Genomic DNA, 12994 nt, shown 5'->3' on the forward strand with positions numbered 1-12994 from the left:
GCTTGTCGCCGTCATGCGCAAAATCATTGTAAGGGCAAACGCAAGGATGCGCATATATCATGCAGCGGTCCTTGACACTTAACACCGCTGCATTTTTTGTGCCCGGATTTCATCAACGCCCACCGCCTTTGAACAGGCGCGACAGATCCTGTGTGAACTACCGCACATTTTACCCAAAATAGTGAGCGAAATTACAAACATAACAGCCTGAATTTGCTGCGGCGCAGCAACGTCAAATTCCGCCTATAATATTGATATCATTGCACAATCACCGTCCCTCACGAACTGGCCCGCGGCTTGCTGATTACGGCACAGCACCAAACGGCGTTTTAGAACGACGCCAAAAAGGCGCGCTAATGGGAAAACAGATTTAATCAATCAAGGGAGACGTATTGATGCGTCCTATCAGCAAAAGCATTCTTGCTGCCGGCGTTGCTGCCGCAGCACTTCTGGGGTCCAACCTTGCCGCTTCCGCACAGGAAGTCATCAAGTTTGCGCACGTTGTTGCGCCGAATACCCCAAAGGGCCAGGGTGCGGATTACTTCAAGAAACGCGCCGAAGAAATTCTGGGCGACAAGGTCAAGATCGAGATTTATCCGAACTCGCAGCTGTTTGATGACAGCAAGGTTCTTGCCGCCATCCTGCGCGGCGACGTTCAGTTCGGCGCACCGTCGCTTGCGAAATTCGGCAAATGGACCAAACAGCTTCAAGTCTATGACCTTCCGTTCCTGTTCAAGGACATGGATGCGGTTTCCTGCTTCCAGAACGGTGAAAAAGGCCAGGAACTTCTTGGTGCCATGGCGTCCAAAGGCCTGACCGGCGTTGGCTACTGGCACAACGGTCTGAAACAGCTTTCCGCCAACAAGCCGCTGCGCATGCCGAGCGATGCCGAAGGCCTGAAATTCCGTATTCAGTCGTCTGACGTGATCGCTGCCCAGTTCGAAGCTGTCGATGCCGTTCCGCAGAAAATGGCGTTCTCGGAAACCTATTCCGCGCTTCAGACCGGCGTTGTTGATGGTCAGGAAAACACCTGGTCGAACATCTATTCCAAGAAGTTCTTCGAAGTTCAGGACTATATCAGCGAGTCCAACCATGGCCTGCTCGACTATATGGTCGTGACCTCGACCAAGTGGTGGGAAGGTCTGGATCCGGAAATCCGCGAAGGACTGGCACAGGCGATGAACGAAGCATCCGAATATGCCAACAACCTGTCGGCGGATCTGACCGCAGAACAGCGTCAGGCGGTGATTGATTCCGGTGAAACCGAAGTTCTGCAGCTGTCTGATGCCGAGTTTGCCGCATGGCGTGACGCCGTCAAACCGGTCTGGGAAGAATTCGCAGACGATATCGGTCAGGACATCATCGACGCTGCTGCGGCGTGTAACTGATACCGCACCGCTTCCAATCCAACATTATCGGAAAAGGACCGTTTACGATGATCTCAACGGTCGTTAACCGGCTGGAGGAGGGCATTATTGCCCTCCTGCTCGCCGCCATGACGTCGCTTACCTTTGTAAACGTCATCATGCGTTATGTTTTCAATTCCGGCCTGACCTGGGCGCTGGAAATCACCGAATTCCTGTTTGCCTGGCTGATCCTGTTTGGCATGTCCTATGGGGTCAAGGTCGGCTCGCACATCGGTGTTGATGCGCTTGTTCGCCTGTTCCCCAAAAATGTCCAGCGCGTCATTGGCCTGATCGTGGTCGCGGCCGGCATCCTTTATTCAAGCTGGCTGATCATTGGCGGGTGGGAGCTTGTCAGCTTCAACCACATGCTTGAAATGGAAGCCGAAGACAGCCCGGTCATGCTGTGGTTCGTCTATCTGATCATGCCCGTGGGCGCGGCCTTGCTGGCGTTCCGCCTGGCCCAGGTTGGCTGGCGCATCATTACCGGCAAACAGGTCGGCTTCAATCTGGCAGACGAAGCCCGCGAAGCCATCGATCAGCTTGGCGCGAGCACCGCGGATGACGACAAGTCCGCCACCGCTTCGACGCAAAAATCATAAGCCGGACGGGGGAGACATTTAAATGACGATTGCATTCCTGTTTATCCTGCTGTTTGGCCTGATGGCATTTGGCGCGCCGATCGCGATCTCGCTCGGTGTCGCATCGCTTTCGACTATTCTTCTGTTTGGCGATGACAGCCTGGCCACACTGGCAGAGAAACTTTTTGGCGGCATGGAGCATTACACCCTGCTTGCCATTCCCTATTTCATTCTGGCATCGGCGTTTCTGTCGACCGGCGGCGTTGCGCGGCGTCTGATCCGCTTTGCCATTGATACCGTCGGCTGGTTCCCCGGTGGCCTTGCCATGGCATCGGTTCTGGCCTGCATGCTGTTTGCCGCTGTGTCGGGTTCCAGCCCGGCGACGGTTGTTGCCATCGGCTCCATCGTGATTGCCGGTATGGTGCGCGCGGGCTACCCGCAAAGCTTTGCCGCCGGTGTGATCTGTAATGCCGGTACGCTTGGCATCCTGATCCCGCCATCGATTGTCATGGTTGTTTATGCTGCCGCGACCGAGGTGTCGGTGGGCCGCATGTTCCTGGGCGGCGTTATTCCGGGCATCATGGTCGGCCTGATGCTGATGACCGCGATCTATATCGTCGCCCGCATCAAGAAACTGCCAAGCCAGCCGCGCCCGACCCTTGGCGAATGGGGTGGTGCACTGTTTTCCGCATCGGGTGGGTTGTTGCTTGTCATCCTGATCATGGGCGGCATTTATGGCGGTGTATTCACCCCGACCGAGGCCGCGGCTGTGGCGGCCTTCTATGCCATGTTTGTCGCGGTCCTGTTTTACCGTGACATGGGCCCGATCAAGGAACTGTCCTGGGTACCGGAAAGCGGCAACACATCCATCGGCAGCCTGATCGCACATAACGTGCCGCAAATGGGCAAGGCACTTGCTTTGCTGCCGTTTGACAAGGAAATCCGTCACGTCCTTTTGGATGCCGGCAAAGTCACGATCATGCTGATGTTCATCATCGCCAATGCGATGCTGTTTGCCCATGTTCTGACCTCGGAACGCATCCCGCACACCATTGCCGAAACCATCATCGGCTGGGGACTTCCGGCGTGGGGTTTCCTGATTGTTGTGAACATTGTCTTGCTGATTGCCGGCAACTTCATGGAACCAAGCGCGATCCTTTTGATCATGGCGCCGATCCTGTTCCCGATTGCCATGCAGTTGGGCATTGATCCGATCCATCTGGGCATCATAATGGTGGTCAATATGGAAATCGGCATGATCACGCCGCCGGTCGGATTGAACCTGTTTGTGACATCGGGGATTACGGGAATGCCGTTGCTCAAGGTCGTCAAGGCCGCCTTGCCGTGGCTGATGATCCTGCTGGGCTTCCTGGTGCTGATCACCTATGTGCCAGCGATATCGACCTGGCTTCCGACGACCCTGATGGGGCCGGAACGGATCATGACCCACTAACGGGTCTGCATCGAAAACCAGCATCACGACCAAGGGCGGCATTCAAACGGATGCCGCCCTTGATCTATTTCAGTGATGCAGCTCGTCACACGCGGTAGTATTATACATCGCCAAAACAACCAAAAAGAACGCAAGCCAAATGCGTCCTGCAAAGGAGTGGTATCGATATGTCCAAGATGAACTTCAACGACTATGGCCGCTGCATGGCGACCTATAACAGCTGGCAGAATGGCGTGCTGTTTGATCTGTGTGAACAGATCGGTGATGTCGAACGACGTCTGGATCGCGGCATGTTCTTTGGCTCCATCCACAACACGCTGAACCATATTCTCTATGTCGATCTGCGCATTCTGACCATTTTGCGCACCGGCGAAGCAGGCCCGTTTCAGCCGACCTCAATCGTCGCCGATGACTTCGAAACCCTCAAAGCCATGCGTGATGAAGTCGACGCCGAAATCATCGAATTCGTCGAAGGTACGGATCACAGCTGGCAGGATGAAATTCGCGAACTGCCATTTCCCGATGGCGTGACCCGTAAACTGCCGCGCCAACTGTTTCTCGTGCAGCTGTTTAACCATCAAACCCATCATCGTTCGCAGATCACAAGCGAACTGCACAAGATGGGCTTTGATTACGGCAATACGGACGTGCCCTACACGCCCGACCTACCGCTTTACTAGGAAGCGACCTTGGAAACGCTCCGGAAAATCTGGCGCAAGCAACAGCTGGAAGAAGCCTGAATTTTATGGATAATATGGGGACCGGGATCGTATCATCCCCATCCACGCACGCCTGCCCCTTGATCGCTTAATGCACCAGTATCATGTGCAAACCTGATATCCTGTGGCCGTCATTCCGCCCCCGCCGCCAAACACTGAACGGAATTTATTGCGCATGTCCACGCCCCAGCCCGGTGCGTCGCTTAACCCGAAAAAGCTTGCCATTTTGCTTGCTGCATTGGTTGCGACCGCGCCGTTCGCGATTGATACCTATCTGCCAGCGATTCCGGCGATGGCACGCGACTTCGGCGAAGCCACCCATGCTGTTGAAGTTTCCGTCAGCACCTTCTTGATCGGATTTGCATTAGGACAGTTAATCGGCGGACCTCTGTCCGATCGGGTTGGTCGACGCCCCATCGCATTGTTGGGTTTGACAATCTACATCATTACCAGTGCGATCATCACGACAGTCGACAGCGCCCTGTCACTCAATGTCATGCGATTTATCCAGGCAATTGGTGGCGGATTTTCGATTGTGATTGTCGGGGCATCCGTTCGCGATCTGTTTGATGGCAAGGAAGCAGCGCGCATGTTTGCGCTGGTTGCGGTGATCATGATGATCGCACCGCTTGTCGCACCAACCATCGGCTCAGCCTTGCTGGTCTGGTCAACATGGCAATCAATCTTTGTCCTGCTGATTGTCTATGGCAGCGTGATGCTTGCCATCGTTTACCTGAAACTGCCCGAAACAACCGCGATGCGTCGTCGCCATCCCGGGCCGGTACGCCGTGTGTGGTGGACCTATCTGGAAGTGCTGCGCACGCGCAAGGCGGTTGGCTTTATGCTCACCCATGCCGGCGCCAGTGCGGTGATGTTCAGTTTCGTAACCGACAGCCCGTTTATGTATATCGATTTCTTCGGTGTTCCAGAGGCATATTTCCCCTATCTGTTCGGGGCCAATGTTGCGGTGATTATCATCTGCAACCGGCTCAACAATCCGTTGCTCAAACGACTGGAATGTCATCAGATTCTAAAAATTGGCACCGGCATTCAACTGGTCGCCACCATCGGCTTGTTCATTGCAATAAATGTCTTTGAGCCAAGCTTGTGGACGGTGGTGCCTTTCATCATGTTTTCCGTCGGATTGATCGGACTGACCGCGCCCAATGCCACGGCGTCCTTCATGCAGTATTTCCCATATATCGGCGGCACGGCGACGGCCCTTTTGGGGACGATCCAGTTTGCCACCGGCGCGGTTGCCGGTATGGTCATCAGTCATTTTCATGACAACACATTGTTGCCATTGACCATTTCGATGCTGGGCTTTGCAATTTTTGCCAATCTGATGGTTCATTTCATCGCCGAAGCCAAACAAACAGAAACCACTGCCTGATCAGGCGCCGAGTTCTGCACGCAGCCAGTCAACAAGCGCTTCGGTCGCCGGGTCGGACACCTGTCCGCGCAACCCTCTGAACACCGATATGCCTGCCGGATGGAAAACCTGCTCTGCGCAGGGGCGTATCAAGATCCCCTGATCGAGCATCTGCTCCACGGTTCTTTGCCAGCCAAGGGCGATGCCCTGCCCGGCAACGGCCGCCTGCAAGACCAGCGGATAGCTATCGAAATCCTTGGTTTTTAGATGGGCAATATCGGTCGCGCCCACCTCATCAAGCCACCCGTCCCAATCAAGCCAATCCTGCGGTACCACCCGGTGCGATAACAAAACATGACCGGGCAGGTTTTCCAGCGCCAAGGGCGCCTGATCCGGCCCAAGATAATTCGGACTACAAACCGGGAAAACAGCATCGGACGCCGTAAAGGCCAACGGATAGGAACCGTGTCTGCGCCCGGTGGTTTGCAACGCGACATCAAAGGGTTGGTCGGCATCGACAATCGGCGTGACCGAACTTTTGACCCTAAGTTCGATCTCGGGATGTTGATGATGAAAATCCGACAGGCGTGGCATCAACCAATAAAACGCTTCGCACAGCTGACAGAACAAAACGATCTCGCCAGATGATCCGGACTTGCGCAAAAAAGTGGCCTCCTGGGAAATATCGCCCAGTGCCAATCCAACAATCCGGCCGAAACGACGCCCCTCCTCGGTCAGGAAGACGGCCCGGTTGCGACGTTCAAACAACACGGTGCCCAAATCCTTTTCCAGAATTCGGATCTGCTTGCTGATCGCGGCCTGCGTCAGACCAAGCTCGTCAGCGGCCAACGTAAAGCTTTCATGCCGCGCGGCCGCCTCAAACGGCAAAAGCGATGTCAGGGGCGGCAAGTTTCGCTGCCATTTTTCCATAACCAAAACTCATGAAAAATAGATCAGAAGTCGTTTCAGACTGACGGCATTTGGCGATAGATACAACCCCATGCACTCAAAGATGGGTAAATTCATGGAAAACATTATTTCACGCAACACTACATTCCTTGGGGTTATCCTGATTACGTCTGCAGTGTGCCTGCTTTCGCTCTCTGACGCGCTGGTGAAACTGCACAATGACCGGTTCAGCATTGCCCAACTGATTTTTCTGCGCTCGGCACTGGCCTGCGTCTTCCTGCTTGTGATCTGGCGTTTCAGAAAACGCGGCACCAAATCGCTTCTGAGGCCGACGCGCTGGGTCATCGTGCGTAGCCTGCTGCTCTGTGCGATGTGGTTGCTTTATTATTGCGGCCTGCCCGACATGTCATTTGCTGTCGCCGCGGCGGCACTTTACACCGCCCCGCTCTTCATGGCGGTATTTGCCCGCCTGATAATCGGCACACCGATTGACCTTCCCGATCAGGCCGCCTTGGGCGCAGGCTTGATCGGGGTTGTCATGGCCGTTCAACCAAGCCCCGAAAATCTTTCACCAAGCTTGCTGCTGCCCTTCGGGGCGGCCGCGTGTTACGCGATGGCGGCGGTTTTAACCCGGGCCCATTGCCGCAACGAGACATCGCTTGGCATGGCGATCAACCTTAATCTGTGCCTGGCTGTTGGTGGCGGCATCGCGCTGATGGGGCTTGAATGGATGGGCCCGACGACGTCGACAGCGACCACCACACCGTCATTCCTGATGGATGGCTGGCGCGCCCTGTCCCTGGTGGATTTCAGTATTGTCTGCCTTCTAGCCGTCTTCATGACCTATATCGCGATCGCCGTCGCACAGGCCTATAAGACATCGACCTCGGTCACTGTCGGTCTGTTTGACAACGCCTATCTGGTTTTCGCAGTCATCTGGAGCATCCTGTTTTTTGATGATCTGCCCAATATCATGAGCTTGGCGGGAATTACCTTACTGACGGGGGCTGCGGTTGCGTCCGCACTCCCACGCCGCAACATGCGACTGAAAACGCTGTAAAGCCACATATACCGTAATCGGGGCGCCTATTTGCCGGTAAAGACCGCTTTGCGCTTTTCAAGGAACGCGGTGTAGCCTTCCTTGAAATCGGCACTTTCAAAGGCACGGTAGCCTTCATCAAATTCACGCGCATCAATCGCCCCGCCCTGGCGCAGGCGATTGAGCATGTTTTTATGCGCACGCTGCGTCAGCGGTGCCCCGCCGGCTATGCGCTTGCCGGTTTTGGCGACTTCCTCGTCAAACGACTCAACGGCAACATGACGGGCGATAAAACCGATCTCACGCGCCCGGGCGACATCAAAGACCTGCCCTTCCAGCAGGATTTCAAAAAGTGCTGCCTCACCGAGCAGATCAAGCATGATCTCAAGTTCCGGATAGCCCAGCGTCGCACCCAACTTCATCGGCGGCACGGCAAATTTTGCGTTATCGGCCGCAATCCGCAGATCACAGGACGCCGCCAACACAAAGGACGCCCCCATGCACGGACCATCAATCGCGGCGATCACCGGATGGGTGCAATTTTGAATGGTTTGAAGCGCTTCGGCATGGAGCATCCCGTAATCACGTGCTTTCTCGAACCTGGATCGCTCGCGCACAAATTCATGGATATCGGCCCCGGCGCCAAACCCGGCCCCCTCGCCGCCGCGAATGATCACGCAGCGCAGATCCAGATTGTCCGACAATTCCTGAACAATCCTCGCAAGCTCGCCCCACATCGGTTTGGTCAGGGCGTTTTTGCGCTCTGGCTGACAGATGGAGATGGTGGCAACTTGATCATCAAGGGTGACATTCAGTCCGGTCTGCTCAGACATGGCATTTCCTCTGGGGCTTACTTGCTTTTGGGGCTTGCTGTTTGGGCACAGCTTAAATCGGTATAACTATACCGAATAAACCCAAAAGACGGTTTTGCCAATGACTTCTGTTATTTGCCCTTGGCAGCCGGTGGCGCCAGACTGCCTGTTGGTGCGCGAAAGCGGGTCTGCAACCGGTTGGGCACCCGGAACGCAAAAATCGCAATGACAAAAGTGGCCCCGGCGACCAGCCATAGCGCCTTCTGCCCGATCTCAAGTGTCAAAAGCCCGCCGATGACGGCGCCCAGCACCATGCCGGTCCACGGCACGATCTGAATGATCCAGTCGCTGCGGCGATCACCGGTCAACCAGCGTCCGATGCCCCGGCCAAACCGCGACAATGCCCCGGTCACATAGGTCAAACCGATGGGAAGGCCTTCGATATGCTCGACCGTGGCATTGATCATGCCCATGCACAAAACCACAAGAAAGAAGGCAGGTGATCCGCGCATCTCGATTGGCAAAATGGCCGCCAGACACAACAACACCGCCACCACGCCCAGCAATCCCGCCAGACGCTTGCGAAACCAGCCGGCCACCACAACGCCCAGCGCATTGCCAATAATAAAGAACCCAACTGCACCGATCAGAATGGCTGCGACGGGCCAATTCCCGCGCCCAATCGCAAGGGCGGCACGCGTGGTATTGCCCGACATGAACGACACGAAATCACCGGCCATCAAAAGGCCGATGGCATCGGTCATGCCGGCAATCATCGAAATCGCCATCACCAGCACAAGCCCGATCCCCTTGCGGCGGGCCATAATCAAACGGCGGCGTCTTTGTTGGCTCATAACAGACTGTCCTGACAGAAAACTTTGGCCTGATTAAACAGCATTTCCGGTTTGGAATGCCAGCGCTGTTCACAAAGAGCGGATGCGCGCCGATTCCTGACCAAATGGTCAGCGGCTTTTCTTTGCGCTTTTCGGCCAAAAGCGTTAAGAGGTGCGCAAATATTCGATCCGGAAAAGGTACAGCTGCCATGACCACTGAAAAACCGACCGCGCATTGCACCTACGCTGCCAAGACTGTCGCCAAGATTTTGCTTGATATCGGGGCTGTCAATTTCCGCCCGGAAGAGGCCTATATCCTGACGTCTGGCTGGGCCAGCCCGGTTTATATCGACTGCCGCAAACTGATTTCCTTCCCGCGTGCGCGCCGCAAGGTCATCGAACTCGCCGCCCGTCAGGTTTCTGATGCAGCTGGCTACGAGGCGTTTGACGCCGTCGCCGGTGGTGAAACGGCCGGTATCCCCTATTCCGCATGGCTTGCCGATGCGCTTGACCTGCCGATGCAGTATGTCCGCAAAAAGCCCAAGGGCTTTGGCCGCAAGGCCCGCATCGAAGGCGACATCCATGAAGGCCAGCGCGTTCTTCTTGTCGAAGATCTTGCCACCGACGGCGCCTCGAAAGTCAATTTCGTCAATGCCATCCGCGAAGCGGGTGCTGAATGCAAACACGCCTTTGTCGTCTTCTTCTATGACATTTTCGAAGGCGCGCTTGATGAGTTGCGCAAGGACGACATCGAAATGCATTACTTGGCAACCTGGGCCGATGTTCTCGCCGTTGCCGAAGAAGGCGAATATTTCAGCAAGGATGCCATCGAAGGCGTGCGTTCCTTCCTGAAAGACCCGATTGGCTGGTCTAAGGCCAATGGCGGCAAGCACGACTAAAGCCCTTCCACGCGGCCTGTGACTACTATAATTTCCCAAAACGCCTGCCGGTCCTCGGCGGGCGTTTTGCGTATTGGCGAATGTCATCGGGCCTTTTCTGGACAGATCAGGCAAGTCGGTTCAATATGTGAGCCATAGAACCTAAATAGAAGCAAAAGCAAAGTCATAGCAGCAACTGTTACAAAGTTCGGGACAACAAACTGACGTGACCACGGCGCGCCCGCCACCGGTCGGAGGAGCAACGCATGTCGATGTGCAAGATTGCCAAATGCCTGCCTGCACTTGCCTTGGGGCTTGCCCTGTCTGGCTGCATGGCCCCGGTCGAGGAACCGGTCACGATTTCCAACAGTTCCGACACAATTGTCACCCCATGGGGGGCACCATCCCAGAATACGCGCCCGGCCCCCACGAGCACGACCGCGACCGTGACCGCGATGCCGACATCTGCGCCGGAAAATGACAATCTGGTCATAATGGAAGACCCGGATATAAAGGCGATGAATGACATCCAGCAAAAGCAGATTAACGAAGCGCGGATCGCCCTTGGCATTCTTGATCGTATGGCACAGCGTTGCGTTCAATCCGGTGATGCAGCGGCTTGCACAACGCTTCAAACCAATTGGAGCACCTTGTCACAGCAACTGCACAAGACGCTTTCGATGATGTCGAATGACGCGATGCAGATGCCAACCGACATCCCGGCGGACGATCCGGCGATGCCCGCCATGGATGACAGTGCGCCAACGACACCGGCACCGGTCACGCAACCGATACCGACAATGGCCCCGGCAAACGGTCAAATGCCAACCATGGAAAAAACCATCCCGATGACAGAACCGGGCGCAGACGGTTAAAAAAGTCTTTTTTATAACGACCAAGCCCCGCTTTGCTTCAAGCAAAAGCTAGTAGCGACAGGCGGACAAAATGTACGCCTGTCGCACCGTATCAGGACGACGGCATGCGCCCATGATCCAACTCTGAAATACCTGCACTCAAGTTATCCAAAAGATATTCTCTAGGTTCTTCATGACCAGAAAGTGGGATGGATTTCAGTTTCAAGAAGTATTCTATACCCTGGCCTCCGGAGAACTCACCATGAGCGTGCGCCACGACGCTAGAAGACCTTTTGGTATAGCCGTCGGTATTGATAATGCCATGCTTATAGCATTCATCGAATACGTTCTGGATTGGAATAAAGTAAAGGTGATGGTCCCCTGATCCAGAACTATATTTTACACGATCATTGAACCAAACAGCCACCCAACCAGTAAGGGGAGTGGAAGCAATAAATGGTGTCTTGTACTGTGCCGTGTTCAATACATACGTCGCTTCTAGATTTGTATACGGCGCACATTTCGCTTCTTGATCTATTTTAAACTCCTCCATAATTGAAGAACTCTCTTCTGTAGTTTCCGATAAGGAAATATTCTTCTCAAAAGTTGCGCTTCCTTCAAAGAACCCTGGTTTTCCTACCTTTATGGTTACACTCACGCCAATGCTCTCGGCTTCAGTAACAGACCAAAGAAGTTTAGCTTCAGATCCTACAGTTCTGCTGAACCTTGTAGTCTGCTCAATGCCAGTATCGTTATCGAAAGTTCCATAAGTATAGTACGATTTTCCAGGCAGCACCGATCTCTGTCCCTTTAAGTATTCAATCGTGCTATTACCAACCTGAACTTGATACCGGTGATAATTATTGAGTTGACCGTGCGGTCCGTAATTTGTGCTTGCTGTGAAGGACAAACCGGTATTTAGCTGCCCTGCCTTCCAGTCCCCCCAAGTATCTGTAATAGTTTGTAGTGGTTGTGCCATTTCGCTCTCCATTAGGTTTCGGTTACATTCATATGACGCAAGAATCAGATGGACGTGAAAAACTATCCCGATATCAGAACTGGGCGCAGACGGTTAACACCAAAACCTCACGGTAATATCTTGAAAATTCCGCGCTGTAGCGCGCTGTTTGAGATAGAGCAAAGAAACCATCACGCGACGACGATATGTTTGCCCATGACGCTAAGGTCCGGAACAATTGATTGAAACATTCCGGATGTGCGCCATGGCCCCTACCGAATGGAGATCGGATTATGTATCGGGATATTCTTGTCCATATCGACACCTCAGCAGCCTGTAAGGAACGCCTGAATGTAGCCTTGAAAGTTGCCAAGGCGCAGGACGCGCACCTTACCGGTCTTTTCCTGCTGCCTTATCCTGAAATTCCGCGCTTCATGGAAGTCCAGATCACCGAAGAAATCATCAATCAGCAGCGCGAAGCGATGGCCGAAACCGCCAAGGCGGCGCGCACCGATTTCGAAGCCGCCTGTAATGAAGCCGGTGTTGCGTTCAGTTGGCAGGAAACTTCGTGCCCGGCATCTGAAATTGCCGATACCACCGCGATGTATGCCCGCCACCATGACCTGACGGTTCTGGGGCAGCACAATCCGGACAGCTCCGATCCGTGCTCTGTCTCGGAAATGCCCGACAAGGCCATTCTGACCTCTGGCGCACCGGTTCTGGTCGTGCCGTATGTCGGCAAGTTCGAAACCATTGGCGAACGCGTCATGGTTGCCTGGAAGCCCTATCGTGAAGCGGTGCGTGCGATGAATGACAGCATGCCGTTCCTTGAGGCCGCAAAATCAGCGCTGGTTCTGTGTGCCGACCCGAACAAAGGTGCGCGTGACACCATGCCGGTTCCCGGTGTTGATATCGGCGCACGCCTGAAATGCCATGGCGTGAACGCCAAGAAAGAAACCATGAACGCATCTGGCATCAGTGTCGGTGATCTTCTGCTGTCACGTGCCGCCGATGAAAGCATCGATCTGATCGTCTGCGGCGCCTATGGCCGCCCGCGTCTGCGCGAACTGATGCTTGGCGGTGTGACCCAGCACCTCCTGCGCCACATGACCGTCCCAGTCCTGATGTCGCACTAAAAAACATAGACTTCCAATCTGCAAAACCGGCTGGAATTTCCAGCCGG

At 54.6% G+C, this 12994-nt stretch carries 13 protein-coding genes; 9 read left to right on the forward strand and 4 right to left on the reverse strand.

What is annotated here, in order from left to right; translation table 11 throughout:
* The first annotated feature begins 395 nt into the window (after positions 1-395).
* The 5 genes from ACXAIA_RS04075 (at position 396) to ACXAIA_RS04095 (ending at position 5549) form a co-directional block, all read left to right on the forward strand.
* Positions 396-1388, forward strand: coding sequence for a TRAP transporter substrate-binding protein (locus ACXAIA_RS04075; protein ID WP_475348236.1), 993 nt, complete (start codon positions 396-398; stop codon positions 1386-1388).
* A 47-nt stretch (positions 1389-1435) separates the two neighbouring features.
* Positions 1436-2005, forward strand: coding sequence for a TRAP transporter small permease (locus ACXAIA_RS04080; RefSeq protein ID WP_475348237.1), 570 nt, complete (start codon positions 1436-1438; stop codon positions 2003-2005).
* 22 nt (positions 2006-2027) lie between these two features.
* Positions 2028-3437, forward strand: a complete 1410-nt coding sequence (locus ACXAIA_RS04085) for a TRAP transporter large permease (RefSeq protein ID WP_475348238.1) — start codon at positions 2028-2030, stop codon at positions 3435-3437.
* A gap of 167 nt (positions 3438-3604) precedes the next feature.
* Positions 3605-4117, forward strand: a complete 513-nt coding sequence (locus ACXAIA_RS04090) for a DinB family protein (protein ID WP_475348239.1) — start codon at positions 3605-3607, stop codon at positions 4115-4117.
* Between the two features lie 214 nt (positions 4118-4331).
* Positions 4332-5549 carry a Bcr/CflA family multidrug efflux MFS transporter gene (locus ACXAIA_RS04095; protein ID WP_475348240.1) on the forward strand — a complete coding sequence of 406 codons (1218 nt, stop codon included), beginning with the start codon at positions 4332-4334 and terminating at the stop codon, positions 5547-5549.
* Here ACXAIA_RS04095 and ACXAIA_RS04100 read toward each other — a convergent pair whose 3' ends face one another.
* Positions 5550-6458, reverse strand: a complete 909-nt coding sequence (locus ACXAIA_RS04100) for a LysR substrate-binding domain-containing protein (protein ID WP_475348241.1) — start codon at positions 6456-6458, stop codon at positions 5550-5552.
* A 94-nt stretch (positions 6459-6552) separates the two neighbouring features.
* Here ACXAIA_RS04100 and ACXAIA_RS04105 point away from each other — a divergent pair, with 94 nt between their 5' ends.
* A complete protein-coding gene (locus ACXAIA_RS04105) occupies positions 6553-7497 on the forward strand; it encodes a DMT family transporter (protein ID WP_475348242.1) in 945 nt (314 codons plus the stop codon).
* 26 nt (positions 7498-7523) lie between these two features.
* Here ACXAIA_RS04105 and ACXAIA_RS04110 read toward each other — a convergent pair whose 3' ends face one another.
* Positions 7524-8309 carry an enoyl-CoA hydratase/isomerase family protein gene (locus ACXAIA_RS04110; RefSeq protein ID WP_475348243.1) on the reverse strand — a complete coding sequence of 262 codons (786 nt, stop codon included), beginning with the start codon at positions 8307-8309 and terminating at the stop codon, positions 7524-7526.
* 110 nt (positions 8310-8419) lie between these two features.
* On the reverse strand, positions 8420-9142 hold the full coding sequence (locus tag ACXAIA_RS04115) for a YoaK family protein (RefSeq protein WP_475348244.1): 723 nt from the start codon (positions 9140-9142) through the stop codon (positions 8420-8422).
* A 188-nt stretch (positions 9143-9330) separates the two neighbouring features.
* Between ACXAIA_RS04115 and ACXAIA_RS04120 the strand changes: the two genes are divergently transcribed.
* A complete protein-coding gene (locus ACXAIA_RS04120) occupies positions 9331-10020 on the forward strand; it encodes an orotate phosphoribosyltransferase (protein WP_063087144.1) in 690 nt (229 codons plus the stop codon).
* A 245-nt stretch (positions 10021-10265) separates the two neighbouring features.
* Positions 10266-10874 (forward strand): hypothetical protein, encoded by a 609-nt coding sequence (locus tag ACXAIA_RS04125; protein WP_475348245.1) that lies wholly within the window; start codon positions 10266-10268, stop codon positions 10872-10874.
* A 91-nt stretch (positions 10875-10965) separates the two neighbouring features.
* Here ACXAIA_RS04125 and ACXAIA_RS04130 read toward each other — a convergent pair whose 3' ends face one another.
* On the reverse strand, positions 10966-11832 hold the full coding sequence (locus tag ACXAIA_RS04130) for a hypothetical protein (RefSeq protein WP_475348246.1): 867 nt from the start codon (positions 11830-11832) through the stop codon (positions 10966-10968).
* A gap of 272 nt (positions 11833-12104) precedes the next feature.
* Here ACXAIA_RS04130 and ACXAIA_RS04135 point away from each other — a divergent pair, with 272 nt between their 5' ends.
* A complete protein-coding gene (locus ACXAIA_RS04135) occupies positions 12105-12947 on the forward strand; it encodes a universal stress protein (protein WP_475346389.1) in 843 nt (280 codons plus the stop codon).
* Positions 12948-12994 lie beyond the last annotated feature (47 nt).

Source organism: Thalassospira sp. ABL2_045 (genome assembly GCF_056161285.1).